The following is a 23,498-nucleotide window of genomic DNA, read 5'->3' as shown; positions in this document are numbered from 1 at the left end:
AGTCTTCGATGATGGAACCGAGCGCTCGTCTCGTGCTGATCTCCTCCGCGCGTCTGGCCGATGTGCGCCGGCGCTCCGGTGGCTACTCCGACCGGACCGTCGCCGCGGCCTGTGCCGTCGCACTGGCCCACTGGGCCACGGGCGAGAGCCCGGAGGGCATCAGCCTCTCCCCCGGCGTCATGTTCGCGGACGTCCTGGGATGGGTCGACAACGGCGGCGGCGCGCCCGGCGGTTGGACGGTCGGCGAAGCCGCCCCCGACGGCATGGCCATCACCGTGCCCGAGGGGGTCTCGGTGTCCGACGCGCAGCTCGCGCTGGACGACCTGACCGACTTCCCCGACCGGCCCCTCGGCACCATCAGCCCGTCCGACGCGACGGAGCGGCTCAAGACCCTGGCCGAGTGGAACGACACCGACGCCGACCGGGTCCGGCCCACCCTCGTGGAGATGTTCCGCGAGCAGGCGCGGCTCAGGCCGGACGCGGTCGCCATCGTCGACGAGCACCGGACCCTGACCTACCGCGAGGCGGCGGAGCGGTCGGCCCAGCTGGCGCACCACCTGATCGAACGCGGCCTCACCGCCGAGCAGGTCGTCGGCATCTCGCTGGGCCGCTCCGCCGACATGGTCATCGGTCTGCTCGGCGTCCTCCAGGCCGGCTGCGCGTTCGTGCCGCTGGATCCCCAGTGGCCCGCCGCCCGCCGCGCCGTCGTCATCGACGACGCGGGCGTCGTGGCGCAGCTCAACGACTCCGGTGAGCACGACGCCGCCGAACCGGCCGCGATCGCCGTCGACCTCGGCGACTGGCGGTACGGCGGCTACTCCGCAGAGGGCACGGGGATCGTCAGCCACGGCGACTCCCTGGCCTACGTGATCTTCACCTCGGGCTCGACCGGCCGCCCGAAGGGCGCCATGATCCGGCACGAGGCGATCAGCGAGCGCCTGCTCTGGCAGGTGAACGAGATCCTGGGCTTCGGCGTCGACGACGCCTCGCTCTTCAAGGCGCCGCTGTCCTTCGACATATCCATCAACGAGGTCTTCCTCCCCCTGGTGTGCGGCGCGCGGCTCGTGGTGCTGCGCCCCGGCGGCGAACGCGACCCGCACCACCTGCTGGGCGTCATCGCCGAGCAGCGCGTCACCTTCACCTACCTCGTCTCGTCCATGCTGGACGTGCTCCTGGAGATGGCGGGCGACTCCGGACGGCTCGACAGCCTGCGGCACGTCTGGTGCGGCGGCGAGGTCCTCACGCCCGAGCTGTACGAGCGCTTCCGCACCAAGCTCGACGGCATCCCGATGTACCACGGCTACGGTCCGGCCGAGACCACGATCGGCGTCTCCCACGTCATCTACCGCGGCGAGGCGGAGCGCCTGTCGACCTCGATCGGCAAGGCCAACCCCAACACCCAGCTGTACGTCCTGGACGACGAGCTGCGCCCGGTCCCCGTCGGGGTCGGCGGCGAACTCTACGTGGGCGGCTTCCTCCTCGGCCGGGGCTACGTGGGCGCGCCCGGCCTGACCGCGTCCCGGTTCGTGGCGAACCCCTTCGCGGACGACGGTTCGCGGCTCTACCGGACCGGTGACCTCGCCCGGTTCGCCCCGGACGGATCGCTGGACTTCCTCGGCCGCGCCGACAACCAGGTCAAGATCCGCGGCATGCGGCTCGAACTGGAGGACGTCGAGGCCGGTCTGGCCGAGCACCCCGACGTACGCCACACCTGCGTCGTCGCGAAGAAGAACAGCGCGGGCGGCACGTACCTCGTGGGCTACGTGATCCCGGCCGCCTCGGCCGCCGACCTGAAGGCCGACCAGGTCAAGGCCTGGGCCACGGCGAACATGGTGGAGTACATGGTGCCCACCCACGTCGTCGTGATGCGGGAGTTCCCGCTCACCCCGAACGGCAAGCTGGACCGGCGGGCACTGCCCGAGCCCGAGGTCGTCACGGGCTCCTTCGTCCGGCCCTCCACCGACGAGGAGCGCCTGGTGTGCGCGGCCGTCGCGTCGGTCCTCCGGCTGGAGGAAGTGGGCGTCGACCAGGACTTCTTCCAGCTCGGCGGCGACAGCATCCTCGCCATCTCGCTGCTGAGCGCGCTGCGCGAGGCGGGCCTCTACGTCACCGCGGGGCAGATCTTCGGCAACAGCGTCCTGGGCGCACTGGCCGCCGTGGCCGGCCGCGAGGACGTGAACGGGGTCGACCACGGCGACGTGGCGACGGGTACCGTCGTCGGCTCGCCCATCGTGCAGTGGCTCGGGGAGACCACGGACGCGATCGACGGCTTCGTGCAGTCGGTCGTCCTGAACACCCCGGCGGACCTCACCGCCGAGGGCCTGGACGCCGTCCTCACCTCCGTCGTGGCCCGGCACGACATGCTGCGCGCCCGGCTCGTACGCGGCGACCGGTGGAGCTTCGACATCCCGGAGGCCGACGGCGTCACGGCCGGCTGGCAGGAGAGCGAGGAGCCGCTCGACGCGTGCGCGGCCCTGGCGACCGAGGGGCTCGACCCGGACAACGGCGTGATGCTGCGGGCCGTGTGGCGCCGCGCGGCCCGCCAGCTGGTCGTCGTCGTCCACCACGTGGTCGTCGACGGAGTGTCCTGGCGCGTCCTCATGGACGACCTGGCGACCGCCTGGCGCCAGTACTCCGCCGGCGGGACGATCGAGCTCCCCCCGGTGGGCACGTCCTTCCGCCGCTGGACGCAGCTGCTCGCGAGCGCCGACTTCGACCGGGACCGCGCCGCCTTCGACAGGCCGCTCCCGGGCCCCGACGCCCCCCTGGGCAGGCGGGCGCTGTCCGAGGCCGACACGGTCGAGCGGGAACGCGTCCGCACCTTCACCGTCGGACCGGAGCTGACCACCGCGCTGCTGGGCGAGGTCCCGGCCCGGTTCCACGCGGGCGTCAACGACGTCCTGCTGACCGCGCTGGCCGTCACGCTGGCCCGCCGGCGCCGCGACCTCGGCCAGGAGCAGACCTTCGCGCACATCGAGCTGGAGGGCCACGGACGCGAGGGCCGCCACGTGGCCGCCGCGGGCGGCCCCGAACCGGACCTCTCGCGCACCGTGGGCTGGTTCACCACGCTCTTCCCGGTGACCGTGGACCCCGGCGCGACCGAGGACTTCACCGCTCCGGACTACCTCGCCACGGCGCTCAAGGCGGTCAAGGAGGACCTCGCCCGCGTGCCGGGCAACGGTGTCTCCTACGGCGCCCTGCGCTACCTGGGCGACTCCGCCTTCAGCGCGCCCGCGCCGCAGGTCCTGTTCAACTACCTGGGCCGCTTCGACGCGGGTGCCACGGGGGACTGGCAGCTCTCGGGAACCACCGGGCAGCTCGGCGAGAAGCGCGACCCGCGGATGCGCCTGCCGCGCGCCCTGGAGTTCAACGCGATCGCCGAGCCCGCCGCCGGTGGCGAGTACGAGCTGGTCACCACCCTCTCCTGGCCCGACGGCCTGTTCGAGGACCAGGACATCGAGACGCTGGGCCGCTACTTCCGGGAGGCCCTCGCCGGGCTCGCCGCGCTCGACCAGGGCGGCCACTCGCCCAGCGACTTCCCGCTGGTGCGACTGACCCAGGACGACGTCGACGCCCTGGACGGCCCCGCGCTGCGCGACGTCCTGCCCCTGACTCCGCTCCAGGAAGGCCTCTACTTCCACTCGGTGTTCGACGAGGACTCCGCGGGCAGCTACGTCGAGCAGCAGCTGCTGACCCTGGAGGGCGACCTCGACGCCGAGCGGCTCGCGACGGCCGCCACCCGGCTGCTCGCCCTGTACCCGAACCTCGCCGCGCGGTTCACGGCCCTCGCCGACGGCCGGGTCGTCTCCGTCCTGGAGAGCGGCGCGGTGGCGCCGTTCACCCGGATCACGCGCCCCGGGATCACCGACGAGGAGATCCGCGACCACGCCGAGCGGGACCGCCGGGCCGGGTTCGACCTGGCCACCGGCCCGCTGATGCGGTTCACCCTCTTCCGCGACCCCGAGTCGGGCCGGAACGTCCTGGTGCAGACCGTGCACCACATCATCGCCGACGGCTGGTCGGTGCCCCCGATGCTGCGTGCGCTGCTCGCCGAGTACCACGCGCCCGGCACCGTCTACCCGCTGGGCGGCTTCCCGGACTACGTGGGCTGGCTCGCCGGCCGTGACGCCGACGAGAGCGACCGGGTGTGGGGCGCCGAGCTCGACGGCCTCGCCGGCCCCTCGCTGGTGGCCAGGGAGCACACCCCGTCCGACCGATTCGCCGACCTCTCGGTCGAGCCCGCGGACGACGTCGACGCGGCCGTCCGGTCGGCCGGTGTGACCCTGAGCGTGGCCGTGCACAGCGCCTGGGCCCTGACCCTGGGCGACATCCTGCGGTCCGAGGACGTGGTGTTCGGTTCCACCGTCTCCGGCCGCGACGCCGACGTGCCCGGCATCGGGGACATGGTCGGCCTCTTCATCAACACCGTGCCGCTGCGGGCCCGGTGGGCCGCCGGCACCACGGCGCGCGAGCTGCTGGCGTCGGTGCGCGAGCACCAGGGCGCGGTCCTGCCGCACCAGCACGTGTCGCTGGCCCGGATCGGCCGCCAGGCCGGCGTCGGCTCCCTCTTCGACACCCTCGTGGTGTTCGACGTGGCCACGGACGTCGCCGCCCTGGCCCGTCCCGGCGACGCGCTCCGCGTCACGGAGCTGGTCAACGAGGGGGCCCCGCACTACCCGCTCACCCTGGTCGTGGAGCGGGCCCTCGACGGACGCCCGCGCTTCAACCTGATCTACGACGGCGAGCTGCTGCGCGAGAGCGGCGCCCAGGACATCCTGCGCCGGTTCACCCAGGTCCTCACCGGCCTGCTGGAGAGCCCGGACGCCCCGGTCGGCACACTCGTGCCGCAGGGCACCCGGGCCCCCGCCCGGATCGAGCCGGTCACGCTCGGCGGTCTCTTCGACGCCGCGGCGCGCCGCGACCCGTCGGCCACCGCCGTCACCCAGTGCGGCCTCGACGGCGGCACCCGGTCCCTGACGTACGGCGAGCTGGCCGCCGCCAAGGACGAGCTGGCCGCCGCGCTGCGCGCGTCCGGGGTCGGGCCCGGCCGACGGGTGGCCGTCGCCGTCCCGCGCACCATCGAGCAGGTCGTCGCGCTGGTCGCGATCGTCAGCGCGGGCGGCGCGTACGTACCGCTCGACATGGCGTACCCGGACGAGCGGCTGGAGTACGTCCTCGCGGACGCCGCTCCGCAGGCCGTCCTGGTCGACCCGGCCCAGCGAGAGCGCTTCACCGCCCTGCTGGAGCGGGCGGGCGTCGCGGCCCGCGTGCTGGTGCAGGGCGACGAGCTCCCGCGCGGGGAGGCGGAGGCCCCATCGGACGAGGCGAGCTGGCACGACCCCGCGTACGTGATCTACACCTCCGGTTCGACGGGCCGTCCCAAGGGCGTCGTCGTCCCGCACTCCAGCGTCGTGGCACTGCTGGCCAACACCCAGCCGGACATGGGCTTCGGACCCGACGACGTGTGGGTCCAGTTCCACTCCTACTCCTTCGACTTCGCGGTCTGGGAGCTGTGGGGCGCGCTGGCCCACGGCGGCGAGCTGCTGGTCCCGGACTACGGGCTGACCCGTTCCCCGGTGGACTTCCACCGGCTGGTCCGGGAGCGCGGGGTGACCGTGCTGAACCAGACGCCGTCCGCCTTCTACCAGTTCGTCGAGGCCGACCGGCACGCGGGTGAACCGCTGCCCGCACTGCGCCGCGTGATCTTCGGTGGCGAGGCCCTGGACCTCGGGCGGCTGCGCGGCTGGGTCGACCGCCACGGCACCGCCTCGCCCGAGCTGGTCAACATGTACGGGATCACCGAGACCACCGTGCACGTGACCCACCGGGTGCTGACCGACGACGACTTCGCCCTCGGCGACGACGTCAGCCCCATCGGCGGACCCATCCCCGGCCTGGTCACGTACCTGCTCGACGACCGGCTCCGTCCGGTGCCGCCGGGCCAGGTGGGCGCCATCTACGTGGCCGGCGACCAGGTGTCCCTCGGCTACCTGGGCCGCCCCGGCCTCACCGCGGGCCGCTTCGTGGCGAACCCGTTCGCGAACGACGGCTCCCGCATGTACCACACGGGTGACCTCGCCCTCCGCGCCCTCGACGGCGAGCTGGAGTTCACCGGCCGCGCCGACGACCAGGTCCAGCTCAAGGGCTTCCGCATCGAGCTCGGCGAGGTCGAGTCCGCCGTGCGCGGCCTCGACGGCGTCGTCGACGTGGCCGTCACCGTCGCCGACAGCGGCGACCACCTGGTCGCGCACGTGGTCGGCCGGGTCCCCGGCGACCTGTCCACGCTCCTCGCCGCCAAGCTGCCCGTGCACATGGTGCCGGGCCGGGTCCTGACCGTGGACGCCCTGCCGCTGACCGTCAACGGCAAGCTGGACCGCAAGGCCCTCCTCGCGCGGGCCGCGCGGGACGACGCCCCGGTGACCGCGACGGACTCCGCGCTGTCCTCGCTCGTCGGCATCTTCGCCGAGACGCTGAACCAGCCCGACGCGCACGCCGGGACCGACTTCTTCGGCGCCGGCGGCGACAGCATCGTCGCGATCACCGTGGTCAACCGGGCCCGCGCGCTCGGCCTGCCGATCGCTCCCCGCGACGTGTTCCTGCTCAAGACGCCGCGGGCCCTGGCCGAGCACCTCGCGACGCTCGCTCCCCCGGCCGGGGCGGCCGGCACCACGCCGCCGCCCGCGCGCCGCGAGGACGGCCCGGTCGTGCCGACCCCGATCATCCTGCGCCAGCGCGAACTGGGCGGCTCCCTCGCCCGGTTCGCCCAGGCACGGACGGTCCAGGTGCCCGAGGGCACCCCGCACGCCGACGTCGAGCGCGCCGCGAGCGCCGTGGTGGCCGCCCACCCCGCCCTGCGGATGCGGATGGACACCGAGCACGGCGTCTGGACCCTGCGGACCGAACCGGCCGGCGCGGTCGAGGTGGTCTCCGCCGACACCGCCGACGCCGAGGCCGCCGCGAACGAGGCGGCGGGGCGGCTCGACCCCGTGTCGGGCGAGGTCGTCGCGTTCACCCGGCTCGGCGCGACCGGCACCCTGGTGATCACCGTGCACCACATCGCGGTCGACGCGGTGTCCTGGCTGATCCTCCTGGACGACATGGCGGCCGCCCTGCGCGGAGAGTCCCTCGCACCGGCCACCACGTCCTACGCCGAGTACGCGGAGGCGCTCGCCCTGCGGGCCGCCGCCGACACCGGGGACCTCGACCGCTGGGTCCGGTCCCTCCAGGCTCCGCCGCTGCTGCCCGCCGTCGGCGGCCTGCGCGAGACCACGGTCGTGCTGCCGCCCGAGGTGAGCGACGTGGTGACGCGTACGGCTCCCGCCGCGCTCGGCGTCGCCCTGACCGAGCTGCTGTGCGGCGCGCTGCGCACCGCCCTCACCCGGGTCCAGGACTCCCCCACCGATCTCGCGATCGAGCTGGAGCGGCACGGCCGCGTCCCGGCCGCCGAGCACCACGACTACTCCCGTACGGTCGGCTGGTTCACGGCCATCGCGCCCGTCCGGCTCACCCCGCACACCGACCCCGTCACGGCCGCCCGCGAGCTCGCCGAGCGGCAGCCCGACGAGGCCGGACACGTCGCCTACGGCCGGCTGCGGTACCTCAACCCGCAGACCGCGCCGCTGCTGACGGCACGGCCGCAGGTGCTGTTCAACTACCTCGGCCGGGGCAGCGAGTCCCAGGCCCCGCACATCACGGATGGCGACCAGGGCAGCCCGTACGCCGTGGAGGTCAACGCCTGGACCGACGCGGCCACGGGCAGCCTGCACGCCGCGTTCACCCTCGCCGATGAGGTCTCCGACGAGATCACCGCGCACTGGCTGCGCGCACTGGAGACCCTCGCCGACGCCGCCGTGACGGCCGAGCGCACCGCACCGGTCTCCCCGCTCCAGCGCGGCCTGTTCTTCCAGGCCCAGATGGCGGGCTCGGCCGGACACTACGTCGCGCAGAACTGGTTCGCCTTCGACCGCCGCCTGGACACCGACGCACTGGCCGAGGCCATGGCCGCGGTGATCGCCCGGCACCCCGTCGTCGGGGCGGGCTTCGCCACCGGCGAGGACGGCCACCCGGTCCAGGTCCTCAGGGCCGGGCGGAGGATCGGCGTCCGCACGGTCGAGCTGTCCGGTGAGGCGGAGGTGGAGGAGCTGCGCGTCCAGGACCGCAACACCGGTTTCGACCTCGCCGACCCGCCGCTGATCCGGCTCACCGTGGTCCGGCTGCCGGACGGCCGGGACGGGCTGCTCTTCAGCTACCACCTGCTGCTGTGGGACGGCTGGTCCCGCGAGATCGTGCTGCGCGACCTGTTCACCGCGTACGAGGCCGTCCTCGCCGGCAAGCAGCCGGACACCACCCCGGCCACGCCCTCCTTCGAGGAGCACGCACGGGCGCTCGCCGCGAAGGACCAGGCCGCCTCCGAGCGGTTCTGGGCCGGGCACCTGGCCGGTCTCACCGGCCCGACGCTGCTGGCCGGGCCCTCGCCGACGCTGACGGAGGACCTGCCGCCCGCGCTCGTCCACACGCTCTCCGCCGAGCAGTCGGACCTGCTGCGGGACGCGGCCAGGGTCCACGGCGTCACCTTGAACTCGGTCCTGACCGGCGCGTTCGGCCTGCTCCTCGGCGCCCACACCGGGCGCTCCGACGCGGTGTTCGGCGTGACGGTCTCCGGCCGCGAGGGCGAGGACCTGTCCGGCATCGTCGGTGTGCTCCTGAACACCGTGCCGATGTGGACCCGGGCCCGGCCGGACGACACCGTCCGGGACTACCTGTCCGCCGTGCAGGCCGCGCGGGTCGACGCCATGGAGCACGAGCACCTGGGCCTCGGCGAGATCCAGCGGGCCAGTGGCCACGACGCCCTGTTCGACAACCTGTTCGTGCTCCAGAACTTCCTGGACATGGACGCCTTCGACGAGATGAACGCCCGTCACGGCATCACGGCGGTGAAGTCCGACGACTCCACCCACTACCCGTTCACCTGGGTCGTGACGCCCGGCGACCGGCTCACGGTCAAGCTGGAGCACCGCCACGGGGACGGCGACACCGCACGCCGCCTCCTCGACGACTACGTCCGGGTGCTGACGGACCTGGCCGGCGCGACCGGCCCGGTGGGTGCCCTGCGCGGCCTCGGCCCGGTGCCCGGGCCCGGCGTGCGGACGGACATCGGCACGGACACCGTCGTGGACCGGTTCGACGTGGCCGCGGACCGCTCCCCGGAGCGGACCGCGCTCGTCTCCCACGGCGCGAGCATGACCTTCGCCGAGCTGCGGGACCGCAGCCGGGCGCTGGCGGGCGTGCTCGCCGGGCGGGGGATCGGCCCGGAGCGGACCGTCGGTCTCGCGCTCCCCCGGTCGCTGGACTCGATCGTGGCCCTGTTCGCCGTGCTGCGCACGGGCGCCGCGTACGTGCCGCTGGAGCTGGACCACCCCGACGAGCGGATCGCCTCGATCGTCGCGGACGCCCGACCGGACGTGGTCCTCACCGTCAGCTCGGTGTCGCCCCGGCTGACCGGCGACCTGATCGAGCTGGACCGGCCCCTGCCGGCGGCCGAGCCGTTCACGACGTTCGCCCCGGAGGACCCGCTGCGGCTGCGGCACCCCGCGTACACGATCTACACGTCCGGCTCGACCGGCAGGCCCAAGGGCGTCGTCACCGAGTACGCCGGCCTGACCAACATGCTGATCAACCACCAGCGCCGGATCTTCGAGCCGGTCCTGGCCGAGCACGGCGACCGTGTCTTCCGGATCGCCCACACCGTGTCGTTCGCCTTCGACATGTCGTGGGAGGAGCTGCTGTGGCTCGCGGACGGACACGAGGTGCACGTCTGCGACGAGGAGCTGCGCCGTGACGCGCCGCGGCTCGTCGAGTACTGCCTGGAGCACGGGATCGACGTCGTCAACGTGACGCCGACCTACGCCCAGCAGCTGGTGGCCGAGGGTCTGCTCGACGACCCGGCCCGGCGCCCCGCGCTGGTGCTGCTGGGCGGCGAGGCGGTCACGTCGGCGCTCTGGCAGCGGCTCGCCGCGACGGAGGGGACCGTCGGGTACAACCTGTACGGCCCCACCGAGTACACGATCAACACCCTGGGCGTCGGGACGTTCGACTGCCCGGACCCCGTGGTGGGCGTGGCCATCGACAACACGGACGTGTTCGTGCTGGACCCGTGGCTGCGGCCGGTTCCGGACGGCGTCCCCGGTGAGCTCTACGTCTCGGGCGTCGGGATCGCCCGCGGCTACCTCGGACAGCCGGGCCAGACCGCGCACCGGTTCGTCGCGTCCCCGTTCGGCGAGCCCGGGGAGCGGATGTACCGCACCGGTGACCTGGTGGTCCGCCGGCCCGACGGGAACCTGAACTACCTGGGCCGCAGCGACCAGCAGGTCAAGATCCGCGGCCACCGGGTCGAGCTGGGCGAGGTCGAGGCCGCGTTCAGCGCGCATCCGGCGGTGCGGTTCACCGCCGCGGTCGCCCAGCCCGACCCCCAGGTCGACGGCGCCTACCGGCTGGCCGCGTACCTCGTGCTCGACGGGGCGGAGCTGGCGGCGGTCGCCGCCGAGGTGGGGGCCGCGCTGCCGGACTTCATGCGCCCGACGCACTACGCCCAGGTCGACGCCATCCCGCTCACGGTGAACGGGAAGGCCGACACCAAGGCCCTCCCCGAGCCCAAGCCGCTGGGAGCGCTCACCACTTCGGGCGAGCGCGGCCCGGAGACCGAGACCGAGACCGTGGTCTGCGAGTTCTTCGCCGAGACCCTGGACCTGGACGACGACGAGGTCAGCGCGGTCGGTGACTTCCTTTCCCTCGGGGGACACTCCATGCTGGCCGTACGACTGGTCGGACTCCTGCGCAGGGAGTTCGGCCCCGTGATCACGATCCGTGATCTCTTCACCCTTCGGACCCCGGAAGCGATTGCACGCCACATCGATGAAAACTCCTGACGCGCAGCGATCCCGTCGACCGGGATCCGACATCCTCCGGACCGCCATACGCCGCAATGTCGGTGCCATGGCCTGGGGCACCCTCCTCATGGGCCTCTACCAAGCGGGTGAGACGGCCTTCCCGATCGCGCTCGGCCTGATCGTCGAGCACACGATGAGGGACCGCAGCCCGGCATCGCTCGCCGTGGCGATCGGCGCGCTGGCCGTGATCATCACGGTCGTGTCGCTGTCGTGGCGGTTCGGCATGCGCATCCTCCAGAAGGCCAACACGACCGAGGCCCACCGCTGGAGGGTGCAGGTCGCGGCCTGCGGCCTCCAGCCGGTGGCCCGGGACACGGGCCTGAAGTCCGGCGAGGTCCTCACCATCGCCACCGAGGACGCCGACCAGACCGCCGACATCGTCGAGGTGGTGCCGATGCTCATCAGCTCGATGGTCGCGGTGCTGATCGCGGCGGTGGCACTGGGCACGGCGAGCCTGCCCCTCGGCCTGCTGGTCATCGTGGGAACCGTCGCCATCCTCTCGGTCCTCAGCGTCATGTCGAAGCGGATCGGCAGCAGCACCAAGGAGCAGCAGGCCCGGGTGGCGCGGGCGGCGGCGAAGGTCGCCGACCTGATCTCCGGCCTGCGCCCGCTGCACGGCTTCGGCGGCAACCACGCGGCGTTCCGCTCCTACCGCCGGGTGAGCACGGAGGCGAAGGAGCAGGCGATCACCGTCGCCCGGGTGAACGGCGCCTACGCGGGCACGGCGTTGGGACTGAACGCCGCGCTCGCCGCGTCGGTGACCCTGATGGCCGGCTGGCTGGCCTTCGACCGGCAGATCAGCATCGGTGAGCTCGTCATGGCCGTGGGCCTGGCGCAGTTCATCATGGAGCCGCTCCGGCTGTTCTCGGACATGCCGAAGTACGTGATGATGGCGCGCGCCTCGGCGGAGCGGATGGCCCTGGTGCTGTCCGCCCCGCCGGCGGCGGACGCCGGGACGCTGCTTCCGGAGCCGGGCGGGGACCTCGAGATCGACTGCGTCCGGTACGGGGCCCTGCAAGGGGTCAAGTTCCAGGTGCCGGCCGGCGAGTTCACGGCGATCACCTGCTACCAGCCGGGTGCGGCGGCCGATCTCGCGTCGGTGCTCGGGCTGTCGGTGTCCCCGGAGGCCTACGAGGGAGTGGTGCGGCTCGGCGGCAGGCGCCTCGCGGAGCTCTCGGTCGAGTCGGTCCGCGAGCACCTGCTGGTGAACCCGTACGACGGGGAGATCTTCGCCGGCACGCTCCGGTCGAACATCGACCCCTCGGGGACGAGCCGTTCGGTGCCCGAGGCCGTCGAGGCGTCGATGCTGACGGACGTGGTCGCGCTGCACCGGCAGGGTCTCGACTACGAGGTCCGTGACCGGGGTGCGAACCTCTCGGGCGGTCAGCGCCAGCGGCTGTCCCTCGCCCGGGCCCTGGCGGCCGACAGCGAGGTGCTCGTCCTGCGCGACCCGACGACGGCCGTGGACGCGGTGACCGAGCAGCTCGTCGCCCGCAACCTCGCGAAGCTGCGCCGGGGCCGCACCACCGTGGTGTTGACCAGCAGTCCGGCCCTGCTGGACGCCGCCGACCGGGTCCTCGTCCTCGACGAGGGCGTCGTGACGGCCGACGGCACCCACCGCGGACTGCTGGCCTCCGACGAGGCGTACTGCCTGGCCGTGACCAGGTGATCTGAGGGGCAGAGGAAAGGGGCCAGGGCCCGGCGGATCGCCGGGCCCTGGCCCCTTTTCGTACGTGTCAGGCGAGGGCCCAGGCGACGTCCCTGAGCAGGGCCTGACGCCAGCCCGCCCGGTCGTGGTGGGAGGCCGACCGCGAGGTGCGCACGGTCGCGCCGGCCTTCTCGGCGAGTTCCTCGACGCGTTCGCAGTGGGGATGCATGCGGCTCTCGTGCTCGCCGAGGTCGAAGGCGATCCGCAGTCCGGCGGGGACCGGGCGCTCGCGCAGGCGGGCGGCGACGACGCCGCCGACGGGACCGGCCAGGGGGTCCGGGAGGTCGGCGGCCTCGGGCGTCCACCAGAACGAGCCCGACTGGCAGGCCACGCGGGACACCAGGTCCGGGAACTCCAGGGCGGCGTACGTCGCGCTCAGCCCGCCGAGACTCTGCCCGGCGACGACCAGCCGGTCCAGGTCCACCGGGACCCCGCAGCCGGCCACGAGGGGCAGGAGTTCGTCCCGTATCGCCTCCCACAGCTCCGGCCGGCACCCGAACTCGGCGAGACGGTCCTTGGCGGGTACGAAGACCAGGGTGACCGGGGGCATGTCGCCGGCGGCGGCGGCCGCGTCGAACGCGGTCATGGCGGGGTGCAGGTGCAGCCAGTCGTCCCCGTCGAGGAGCAGGACCGCGGGGCCGCCGCCGGCCACGGGGTGCACGCGGACGGTGCGTCGTCCGCCGAGCCGTTCGCTCGCCCAGCGGATCCGGGTGCGCGGCAGGGGCAGTACGTCGTCGGGGCCGACGGACGGCCAGTGCGGCTGGGGCGGGGCGTCCGGGGTGGCGGTGAGGGACCGTTCGCCGCCCGCGCCGACCGGGTTGAGCGGGTCGGCGTACAGCTCGTCGTCCGCGCGGAACTGGTAGGTGACCCGGAGGCGCGCGGGCACGCTCACCTCCGCGTACCAGCAGTCCGTCTCGTGCCACCGGGCCAGGCGCACCGGATCGGACCAGCTCTCGAACTCGACGGCCGCCGGGCTTCCGCGCCACAGGAAGAGGGCGGTCCAACCGCCGTATCCGGCGGGGGTGTACGCGGGCGCCTGGGCGGCCGCCCAGAAGGCGTCGGTGCCGGGGGTGTCCGGAAGGCCGAAGGCGGCGAAGGGGCTCTCGGGGAGGGTCGGCGGGCCGGAGGGGTGCGGGGTCATCGCCGGGCCTCCCGAGGGGTCTCGGGGAGCGGGGACGAGCCGCGGGAGCGGGACTTGGCGCCGTCCTGGGTCCGCGCCCGTTCGCGTGCGCGCATCGGTGCCTCCTTGTGAGGGAGAAGGGGAAGGGTTAAGCTCTACGATTAGGCGAGCCTAACCTAAGTATCAGGTCCTACCGCCTCGCCTCTCCCCCATCCGATCACCGCCCCCGACACCAGCGTGCCCCGGGGCCCCAGGAGGAACCACACGATGAGCACCAACCCCTTCGACGACACCGACGGCCGTTTCCTCGTGGTGGTGAACGGCGAGGGCCAGCACTCTCTCTGGCCGTCCTTCGCGGAGGTGCCCGGAGGGTGGGACGTGGCGCTCGCCGAGACCACCCGCGAGGCGTGCCTGGAGTTCATCGAGGCCAACTGGACCGATCTGCGCCCCCGTTCCCTCGCGGCCGTCGTCGAGGCCTGATCCCGGGGCGGCCGCCCCGGCGCCACCGCGACCGGCGCCCGCCGGCCCCTCCCGCAACGGACGGACTGCCCATGCTGTGCACGAGGCTGACGAACGCGAACGTCGTCACCATGGATCCGGCCCGGCCGACCGCCCGCGAACTGGGCATCTGGCGGGGCCGGATCGTGGGCCTGGACGAGACCGTGGCCTCCCTGCCCGCCCGTGAGGTCGTCGACTTGCAGGGCGCCACCGTGCTGCCCGGCTTCATCGACAGCCATGTCCACCTCGCGTGGACGGGATTGAAGCAGAGCGCTCCGAGCGTGGCCCCGTGCGAGCGGGTGGCCGACGTGCTCGCGGCCGTCGGGCGGGCGACCTCCGGCACGGGAGCGCCCGGCGACTGGGTGGACGTGATGGGCTACGACCAGCGGGCCCTGGGCCGTCATCTGACCGCCGCCGAACTGGAGACGGTCAGCAACGGCCGCAAGGTGTTCCTGATGCACGACTCGGGCCACGGATGCGTGGTCAACCGTGCGGTCCTCGACCTGCTCCCCCGCGACGTCCCGCACCGGGACGGGTTCCTGGCCGAGGGCGCGATGGCGGCGGTGCGGCGCCTCCGGCTGCCCTACGCCCAGACCGACATCGCCGACGCCGTCGAGCGCGCGGCCCGCACCTGTCTCGCCGAGGGCGTGACCGCCGTCGCCGAGGCGGGCATCGGCGGCGGCCTGCTGGGCCACAGTCCCGTCGAGCTGGGCGCCTACCAGCTCCTGCGGGACGAGGGACGACTGCCCCTGCGGGTCCAGCTCATGGCCGCCGGCGACACGCTGCGCCCGCGCGAGGCGCACGAGAGGGACGGTCTGCCCCGCGCCCTGGACCTGGGCATGCGCACCGGGTTCGGCGACGACTGGCTGTCGCTCGGGGCCCTCAAGATCTACACCGACGGCGGCATGATGGCCCGCACCGCCGCGCTCACCGCCCCGTACGCCGGGACGGAGAACGTCGGCGAGTTGCAGGACGACCCCGAGCGTCTGACCCGCCTCATCGTGGACGGCCATCTCGCAGGCTGGCAGCTCGCCGTCCACGCCATCGGCGACCACGCGGCGGATCTCGCCCTCGACGCGCTGGAGCGGGCGCAACTGCTGCGCCCCCGGCCGGACGCCCGGCACCGGATCGAGCACGCCGGGCTGATCCGTCCGGACCAGCTCCCGCGCTTCGCGCGCCTGGGCCTGAGCGCGGTCGTGCAGCCGACGTTCCTCCACTCCTTCGGGGACGACTACGCGCGCGTGATGGGCGAGGAGCGGGCGGCCTGGATGTACCGCGGGCGGGGGTTCCTGGACCACGGGGTGACCCTCGTGGGGAGCTCGGACCGCCCCGTCACCGACGGGGCGCCGCTGCGCGCCGTCCAGTTCATGGTGGAGCGCGCCTCCCGCACCGGCCGGGCGATCGGACCGGACGAGGCGGTCACCGTCGACGAGGCGCTCCGCGCCTATACGGTCGGCGGCGCGTACGCCTGCCGGTGGGAGGACTCCGCCGGCACCCTCACCGAGGGCAAGCGGGCCGATCTGGCCGTCCTGGGGGACGACCCCCGACGGGTCGATCCGTCCCGGATCGGCGACATCGAGGTCCTCGCGACGTTCGTGGACGGACGCGAGGCGACGGAGACGGGAAAGCTGTGAGCACACCGACGGACGCGCTGGAGCGGTTCGCTCCCCTGTGGGAGACGCAGGCCGACTCCCCGCGCTGGGTGATCTGGCGCGCGGGACCGGGTGATTGCCTGGTCTTCGACCGGGAGTTCAACGTGCCGTACGACGTGGACGACGCGGTGCTCGGCGAGGTCCTGCGCCGGATGCGCGAGGCGGGCCTCCCGGAGACCGACGCCTACCCGGGCCGGCCGTGCGGCTAGCCGGCGGACCGAGCCCGGCGGAGGCGCTGCCGAGGGAAGCCGTGCCGTTTGACGGACTGCCGGTGGACGCCGTGCCGATGGAAGGGCTGCCGGTGGACGCCGTGCCGATGGAAGGGCTGCCGGTGGACGCCGTGCCGATGGAAGGGCTGTCGGTGGACGGGCTGCCCGCCCCGTTCGCCCCGGGGCTGTGGACGGTGCGGGTCAGCCGCTACGCGGCCCGGGCGCGGGAGTGGGAGGGGCTGCTCGACCCCACCGAGCGGGCGCGTCTGGGCGCCTTCGCACGCACGGCCGACCAGGACCGGTACCGGGTCGCCCACGGGGTACTGCGGCTGCTGCTGGGACGGAGGCTCGGTCAGGATCCGGCGGACGTCCGCCTCGTCCGCGAGCCGTGTCCGGGCTGCGGCGAGCCGCACGGCCGGCCCGCGGTGCCGGGCGCCCGGCCGCACTTCTCGCTCTCCCACGCCGGGGACGTCGTCCTGGTGGCGTTCGCGGACGCGCCCGTCGGCGTCGACGTCGAGCGGTGGCCGTCCCCCGGCCTGGCCGCCGACGTCGCGGAGGCCCTGCACCGGGACGAGCGGGCCGAACTGGCGGCGCTGCCCGCCGCCGAGCGCCCCGCCGCGGTCGCCCGCTGCTGGGCGCGCAAGGAGGCGTACCTCAAGGGGGTCGGAATCGGTCTCGGCGAGGACCCCGGCCGCACGTACGTGGGCACCGGTGCCGCTCCCGCCGCCCCGCCCGGATGGTCCGTCACCGACCTGCCGACGCTGCCCGGTTACGCGGCGGCGCGCGCGGTCAGGACGTCCGGCTTGGCTCAGACGATCAGGTAAGGCTAACCTTACTTCGACCGTTCCGCCGGTGCCGGGTCGGCGGCCCGCCGCCACCCGGAACCCGTCCGGGGACCCCCGCGCCCGGGAACGGTGCGACCTGAGGAAGGAACGCCTTGACCACGGCCCTGCTGCCCCCCGCCGCCCTGCCGCCCCGCACTTCCGCCGCACTGCGGCACTGTGCCCCCGAATGCGCGGTGCGCCCGGCGCACGCGGGCGACGGCCCCGCGCTCGCAGCCCTGTCCCGGCCGTTCGTCCGCCTGGGCGCGCTCCGTGAACGCCCCCTCTCCCTCTACCTGTCGAGGTCGTCGGACTTCCTCGTCGCCCAGGCCCCCGACGGAAGTCTCGAAGGGTGCGTCGGGCTGAGCGAGCACGCCGCCGACGGAGTGCTGTACAACTTCTGCGTCGCCTCGCACCGTCAGGGCTCGGGCATGGGCGGGCGCCTCCTGCGGGCCGCGTTCGCGCGGGCGCGCGAGCGCGCGCTCTCGACGCTGTTCACCGCGACGACCGGAAGCGGCCGGCTCTTCCTGGGGCACGGCTTCCTCCCGGCCTCCCCCGAACTGGCCCCGGCCGCCTGGGCGCGGACGCTGGACCCCGGTCGCAACGCGAAGGTCCTCGCCCGCAGCCTGTAGACGCCGAAGGGGCGGATCCCTGTCGCGGGGCCCGCCCCCTCGGACACGGCCTTGCCGGCCGTGAGGGTCATCGGATGCGACGACGCCTCACGACCGGCGCACCGGCCCCCTGTTGTCGGTCTTGTCGCGGGAGCAGTCCTGTCGCTGGGGGCGGTCCTGCCGCTGTTGTCAGTGCTGTCGCTGTTTCGATCCGCCCGCTGTCGTCAGTCCTGTCGCGCCGGACGTCCCGGACGGACCGCCGCCGCGACCGCCCCGGCCAGCTCCTCCACCTCGGCCGCCGCCAGGCGCGAGACCGTGATCCGTATCCCGGGCGCCGCGTCCACCCGGAAACGGGCACCGGGCGCGACCGCCCACCCCGCCGTCAGGAGCCGGGTCACCGCCCGGGTCTCGTCGGGGACCGGCACCCACACGTTGAGCCCGCTGCGCCCGTGGGCCGGGACCCCTCGACGCGCCAGCGCCGCGATCAGGACGTCCCGCCGCTCGCCGTACGACCGCGCCACGGCGGCGCCGTCCATCGTGCCGCTCTCCCACAGGTCCGCGACCGCGTACTGGAGCAGCCCGCTCACCCAGCCGGGACCGAGCCGGTGCCGCCCCGCCACGCGGTCCGCCGTGACCGGGTCCGCCGTGCACACCGCGAGCCGCAGATCGGGGCCGTACGCCTTCGCGGTCGACCGTACGAACGCCCAGCTGCGGGTGGCGCCCGCGAGCGGGTGCGGCGGCTGCTCGACGATGCCGTACCCGTGGTCGTCGTCGATCACGAGGACGTGCGGATGCCGGGACAGCCGCTCGCGCAGTGCGGCCGCGCGCGTCGCGGTCAGCACCGCACCGGTGGGGTTCTGGGCCCGGTCGGTCACGATCAGGGCGCGCGCGCCCACCTCGAGGGCCGCGGCCAGGCTCTCCGGGCGCGGCCCGTCGTCGTCGACGGCCACGGGCAGCACCCGCAGGCCCATCGCCGGTACGAGGTCGTGCAGGGCGGCCCAGCCGGGGTCCTCGACAGCCACCGCGTCGCCGGGCCGGAGGTGTGCGGACAGGGCGCGTTCGATGGCGTCGAGCGCGCCGGAGGTGAGCACCACCGGTCCGGCGGGCACCCCGTCGGCGTCGAAGGCGGTCCGTGCCGCCCGCTCCAGGTCCGGGACCACGAGAGCGTCGCCGTACAGCCTCGGCCGGCGGTCGTACCGCAGCGCGGCGGCCGTGAGGGCCCCGGTCAGCGGCGGCAGCAGGGCCGGATCCGGGTTCCCGTCGGCCAGGTCCCGCACACCGGGCGGGAGTCCGGCGTGGAGGGCGCCCCGGGGGAAGGTGGCGGGCTCGGCTCTCACCCGGCTGCCGCGCCGGCCGTCCGTCTCGATCAGCCCGCGCTCTCGGAGCGTCCGGTAGGCGGCGGCCACCGTGTGGAGGTTGACGCCGAGCCGGGCGGCCAGCTGCCGCATGGGCGGAAGCGCGGATCCCGGGGGGAACGCGCCGGAGGAGACGCCCTGTTCGACGCTCGTCGCGATGTCGGCGGCGCGGCTCCCCGTGATCGCGTGCTCTCCCGACGCGGCGGTCGTCATGCCGCGGGGTGGGGCGCGCCGTCGTCGCGCGCGGCGTCGAGTATCGCGGGCAGCGCCCTCGTCAGGGCCTCGGCGCGCTCCTCGGGCACATTGAGGGCGGGGGCCAGCCGTACCACGTCGGGGCCCGCCGCGTTCACGAGGAACCCGGCGTCCTGGGCGGCTCGCTGGACCCGCGCGGCGACAGGCTCGGCGAGGACGACGCCCAGGAGCAGCCCCGCGCCCCGGACCTCGCGGACCAGGGGGTGGCGCAGCGCCGTGACGCCGTCGCGCAGCCGCTCCCCCACGCGCGTGACGTGGGCGAGCAGTTCCTCCTTCTCGATGGTCTCCAGGACGGCGAGCCCGGCCGCGCAGGCGACGGGGTTGCCGCCGAAGGTCGAGCCGTGCTGACCGGGGGTCAGCAGGGAGGCGGCCGGGCCGAAGGCGACCGTGGCGCCGATCGGCAGACCGCCGCCCAGGCCCTTGGCGAGGGTGATCACGTCGGGTTCGACGCCCCGGTCCGCCTGGTGGGCGAACCAGTGTCCGGTGCGGCCGATCCCGGTCTGCACCTCGTCCAGGACGAGCAGGCTGCCCGCGTCCCGGGTGATCTCGCGGGCGGCCCGCAGATAGCCCTCGGGCGCCGGAACGACCCCGGCCTCGCCCTGGACCGGTTCGAGGACCACCGCGGCGGTGCGCTCCGTGACCGCGGCCCGCAGCGCCTCCGTGTCGCCGTAGGGGACGTGCGTGACCTCGGCGGGAAGGGGCGCGAAGGGGGCCTGCTTGGCGGGCTGGCCGGTGAGGGCGAGCGCCCCCATCGTGCGGCCGTGGAAGCCGCCCTGGGCCGCGACGATCTGCGGGCGTCCGGTGCGTCGGGCGATCTTGAAGGCGGCCTCGGCCGCCTCGGCGCCCGAGTTGGCGAAGAAGACCCGGCCCGGCCGGCCGAGGAGCTCGATGAGCCGCTCCGCCAGCGCGACGCCCGGCTCCGAGACGAACAGGTTCGACACGTGCCCCAGGCGCGCGGCCTGCTCCTGGACGGCCGAGACCAGCGCCGGGTGGGCGTGCCCGAGGGCGTTGACGGCGATCCCGCCGGTGAAGTCCGTGTAGGCGCGGCCTTCCTCGTCCCACACGGTGCTGCCCTCGCCCCGGACCAGGGCGAGCGGCGGCGTGCCGTAGTTGTCCATCATCACCGCGCGCCAGCGGTCTCTGAGCGGGGTCGTGGCTGTGGCGGTCACGCGCCGTCCTCCTTGTCGGCGGCCCCCTCGGGGCCGGACTTCTCGTCCGGCACCACCGTGGTGCCGGGACCGTCCTCGGCGAAGACACCGCGCAGCAGGGCGTGCGGCACCCGGCCGTCGATGACCTGTGCGCGGGCGACGCCGGTACGGACGGCCCGCAGGCAGCCCTCCATCTTCGGGAGCATGCCGCTCGCGAGACCGGGCAGCAGGGCGTCGAGCTCCCCGGCGGTGAGCCGGTCGATGACCCGGGTGCTGTGGGGCCAGTCCGCGTACAGGCCCTCGACGTCGGTCATGACCACCAGCCGGTCGGCGCCGAGGGCCGAGGCCAGCGCCGACGCCGCGAGATCGGCGTTCACGTTGTAGACCTGGCCGTCCTCGCCCCGCGCGACGGGCGAGACCACGGGGATGCGGCCCTGCTCCAGGAGCGCGCCGATCGTGCCGGCCTCGACGGCCACGACGTCACCGACCAGGCCGATGTCGACCGGGCGGCCGTCCACCCAGGCGGGGCGCCGGACGGCGGTCATGGTGTGCGCGTCCTCCCCCGACAGGCCCACGGCGAAGGGCCCGTGGGCGTTGATCGCGCCGACCAGGTCGCGCTGGACCCGTCCGGTGAGCACCATCCGCACCACGTCCATCGTCTCCGGCGTGGTCACCCGCAGCCCGGCCTCGAAGCGCACCTCGAGACCGAGACGGTCCAGCAGCGCGCTGATCTGGGGGCCGCCGCCGTGCACGACGACGGGGCGCAGGCCCGCGTGCCACAGCTCCACGACGTCCTGGGCGAACGTCCGGTGCAGCGACGGGTCCACCATGGCGTTGCCGCCGAACTTGACGACGACCGTGCGGCCCTGGAGTTCCTCCACCCACGGCAGGTCGCGGGCGAGCGGCGCGTCGGTCGTCGTGCCGGGGGTCGTCCGGCGCGCTGTGGCCCCGCTCATGAGCTGTACGCGCTGTTCTCGTGCACGTACTCGGCCGTCAGGTCGTTGGTCCAGATGACGGCGGAGGCGTCGCCGGAGCGGAGGTCCACGGTGACGGTGACGCGGCGGTCCGACAGGTCCACCTTGTCGCGCGCGTCGCCCTCCGCGCCGTCGCGGCACACCCAGACGCCGTTGATCGCCACGTCCAGGCGGTCGGGGTCGAAGGCGGCCGACGTGGTGCCGATCGCGGACAGCACGCGGCCCCAGTTCGGGTCCTCGCCGTGGAGCGCGCACTTGAGGAGGTTGTTGCGGGCGACGGAGCGGCCCACCTCGACGGCGTCGGCCTCCGAGGCGGCGCCGACGACGGCCACCTCGATCTCCTTGGAGGAGCCCTCGGCGTCCGCCACCAGCTGGCGCGCCAGGTCCTGGCAGACGGCGTGCACGGCGTCGGTGAGTTCCCCGTGGCCGGGTGTGACGCCCGAGGCTCCCGAGGCGAGCAGCAGCACGGTGTCGTTGGTGGACATGCAGCCGTCCGAGTCCACGCGGTCGAAGGTGGTGTGCACCGCCTCGCGCAGCGCCGCGTCGAGCGCGTCGGCGCTCACGGCGGCGTCCGTGGTGAGGACGACCAGCATGGTGGCCAGGCCCGGGGCGAGCATCCCGGCCCCCTTGGCCATGCCTCCGACCGTCCAGCCGTCCCGGGCTGCCACCGCCGTCTTGTGGACCGTGTCCGTCGTCTTGATCGCGACGGCCGCCTCCTCGCCGCCCTCGGGCGACAGCCGCTCCGCGACGGCGGCGATGCCGGCGGTCACCCGGTCCATGGGCAGGCGGACGCCTATCAGGCCGGTGGAGCACACGGCGACCTCGTCCGGGACCGTGTCCACGGCCCGCGCGGTGTGCTCGGCCATGGTCCGCGCGTCGTCCGCCCCGGCGGGTCCGGTGCAGGCGTTCGCGCCGCCGGAGTTGAGCACCACGGCGGAGATCCGCCCGTCCTCGAGGACCCGGCTGGACCAGCGTACGGGCGCGGCCTGCACGCGGTTGGAGGTGAAGACGCCGGCGGCGGCGCGCGCGGGTCCCCGGTTCACCACCAGGGCCAGGTCGGGGGCGCCGGACTCCTTGATGCCGGCGGCCCAGCCGCCGGCGAGGAATCCAAGGGCAGCGGTCACACTCACGGAGCCACTCCATTCGTGGGCAGGCCCAGCCACTCCGGCAGGCCGAGGGCGATGTTCATGCTCTGCACCGCGCCACCCGCGGTGCCCTTCGTCAGGTTGTCGATGGCGCTCACGCAGACGAGCCTGCGGGCGTCGGTGTCCACGGCGATCTGCACCTGGACGGTGTTCGTGCCGAGGACGGCCGAGGTCGAGGGCCACTGGCCCTCGGGCAGCAGGCGCACGAACGGTTCTTCGGCGTAGGCGGTCTCGAAGACGGCGCGCACCTCTTGCTCGGCCGCCGTCTCCGACACGTCCGGACGGAGCCGGGCGGAGCAGGTGGCGAGGATGCCGCGCGGCATGGGCGCGAGGGTCGGGGTGAAGGAGACCGTCACGTGCTCGCCCGCCGCGAGGGACAGGTTCTGCACCAGTTCCGGGGTGTGGCGGTGGCCGCCCCCCACCCCGTACGGGCTCATGGAGCCCATCACCTCCGCTCCGAGGAGGTGCGGTGCGAGGGAGCGTCCGGCGCCGGAGGTCCCGCTGGCGGCGACGACGACGGCCTCCGGTTCGACGAGGGCGGCGGCGTAGGCGGGGAACAGGGCCAGGGTGACGGCGGTCGGGTAGCAGCCGGGCACCGCGATCCGGGTCGCGCCCTTCAGCTCCGCGCGCGCTCCGGGCAGTTCCGGCAGGCCGTAGGGCCAGGTCCCGGCGTGGGGGGTGCCGTAGAACCGTTCCCAGGCGGCGGGGTCCCGCAGTCTGAAGTCGGCTCCGCAGTCCACGACGAACGTGCTGGGCTCCAGTTCGGCGGCCAGGGCGGCGGACTGTCCGTGGGGAAGCGCCAGGAACACCACGTCGTGGCCGCGCAGGGTGTCCGCGGTGGTGTCGAGCAGCACCCGGTCCGCGAGGTCCGGCAGATGCCGCTGTACGGTGCCCAGCGGGCGGCCCGCGCTGCTGTGCGCGGTCAGCGCGCCGATCTCCACACCGGGGTGCGCCGCCAGCAGACGGAGCAGTTCGCCGCCCGCGTAGCCGCTGGCACCGGCCACCGCGACCCGTACAGTCATGTTCTTCCGTTCTCTCTGTTCTCGTGGGGGGGGTGGG

At 74.3% G+C, this 23,498-nt stretch carries 13 protein-coding genes; 7 read left to right on the top strand and 6 right to left on the bottom strand.

Annotation, left to right across the window (positions count from 1 at the left end):
• The first annotated feature begins 8 nt into the window (after positions 1–8).
• Together ACFYXU_RS19830 and ACFYXU_RS19825 are read left to right on the top strand one after the other, a co-directional pair.
• Positions 9–10,925 (top strand): amino acid adenylation domain-containing protein, encoded by a 10,917-nt coding sequence (locus tag ACFYXU_RS19830; protein WP_389458906.1) that lies wholly within the window; start codon positions 9–11, stop codon positions 10,923–10,925.
• Entirely contained in the window at positions 10,912–12,615 is a 1,704-nt protein-coding gene (locus tag ACFYXU_RS19825) for an ABC transporter ATP-binding protein (protein WP_389458903.1), read from the top strand. Before ACFYXU_RS19830 ends, ACFYXU_RS19825 begins: the two co-directional genes overlap by 14 nt.
• Positions 12,616–12,682: 67 nt before the next feature.
• On the opposite strand, the gene ACFYXU_RS19820 is transcribed toward ACFYXU_RS19825, so the two are convergent.
• A complete protein-coding gene (locus ACFYXU_RS19820; RefSeq protein WP_389458901.1) occupies positions 12,683–13,795 on the bottom strand; it encodes an alpha/beta fold hydrolase in 1,113 nt (370 codons plus the stop codon).
• 246 nt (positions 13,796–14,041) lie between these two features.
• Here ACFYXU_RS19820 and ACFYXU_RS19815 point away from each other — a divergent pair, with 246 nt between their 5' ends.
• The 5 genes from ACFYXU_RS19815 to ACFYXU_RS19795 all read left to right on the top strand — a co-directional run bounded on the left by ACFYXU_RS19815 (position 14,042) and on the right by ACFYXU_RS19795 (position 17,586).
• Entirely contained in the window at positions 14,042–14,254 is a 213-nt protein-coding gene (locus tag ACFYXU_RS19815) for an MbtH family protein (protein ID WP_329858638.1), read from the top strand.
• Between the two features lie 71 nt (positions 14,255–14,325).
• Positions 14,326–15,906, top strand: a complete 1,581-nt coding sequence (locus ACFYXU_RS19810) for an amidohydrolase (RefSeq protein WP_389458899.1) — start codon at positions 14,326–14,328, stop codon at positions 15,904–15,906.
• Entirely contained in the window at positions 15,903–16,133 is a 231-nt protein-coding gene (locus tag ACFYXU_RS19805) for a hypothetical protein (protein WP_376515981.1), read from the top strand. Before ACFYXU_RS19810 ends, ACFYXU_RS19805 begins: the two co-directional genes overlap by 4 nt.
• A 41-nt stretch (positions 16,134–16,174) precedes the next feature.
• Positions 16,175–16,957, top strand: a complete 783-nt coding sequence (locus ACFYXU_RS19800) for a 4'-phosphopantetheinyl transferase family protein (protein WP_389458897.1) — start codon at positions 16,175–16,177, stop codon at positions 16,955–16,957.
• A 113-nt stretch (positions 16,958–17,070) separates the two neighbouring features.
• Complete coding sequence (locus tag ACFYXU_RS19795) at positions 17,071–17,586, top strand: GNAT family N-acetyltransferase (protein ID WP_376515985.1); 516 nt, start codon at positions 17,071–17,073, stop codon at positions 17,584–17,586.
• A 203-nt stretch (positions 17,587–17,789) separates the two neighbouring features.
• Here the strand turns inward: ACFYXU_RS19795 and ACFYXU_RS19790 are convergent, their stop codons facing one another.
• From ACFYXU_RS19790 to argC, 5 genes are read right to left on the bottom strand one after another with little or no spacing between them, the layout of a single operon-like run.
• Positions 17,790–19,133, bottom strand: coding sequence for an aminotransferase class I/II-fold pyridoxal phosphate-dependent enzyme (locus ACFYXU_RS19790; protein WP_389458894.1), 1,344 nt, complete (start codon positions 19,131–19,133; stop codon positions 17,790–17,792).
• Positions 19,130–20,341, bottom strand: coding sequence for an acetylornithine transaminase (locus tag ACFYXU_RS19785; protein WP_389458892.1), 1,212 nt, complete (start codon positions 20,339–20,341; stop codon positions 19,130–19,132). The genes ACFYXU_RS19790 and ACFYXU_RS19785 overlap by 4 nt, the downstream gene beginning before the upstream one ends.
• Positions 20,338–21,276, bottom strand: coding sequence for an acetylglutamate kinase (argB, locus tag ACFYXU_RS19780; protein ID WP_389458890.1), 939 nt, complete (start codon positions 21,274–21,276; stop codon positions 20,338–20,340). Before argB ends, ACFYXU_RS19785 begins: the two co-directional genes overlap by 4 nt.
• Positions 21,273–22,424, bottom strand: a complete 1,152-nt coding sequence (gene argJ / locus ACFYXU_RS19775; RefSeq protein ID WP_361391565.1) for a bifunctional glutamate N-acetyltransferase/amino-acid acetyltransferase ArgJ — start codon at positions 22,422–22,424, stop codon at positions 21,273–21,275. Before argJ ends, argB begins: the two co-directional genes overlap by 4 nt.
• A complete protein-coding gene (gene argC, locus ACFYXU_RS19770; RefSeq protein WP_376512253.1) occupies positions 22,421–23,461 on the bottom strand; it encodes an N-acetyl-gamma-glutamyl-phosphate reductase in 1,041 nt (346 codons plus the stop codon). Before argC ends, argJ begins: the two co-directional genes overlap by 4 nt.
• Positions 23,462–23,498 lie beyond the last annotated feature (37 nt).

Origin of the sequence: Streptomyces sp. NPDC002232 (assembly GCF_042890295.1) — a bacterium.
Lineage (GTDB): Bacteria > Actinomycetota > Actinomycetes > Streptomycetales > Streptomycetaceae > Streptomyces.
Note: the sequence above shows the minus strand (reverse complement) of the source record. Positions and strands in the feature narration are given on the sequence as shown.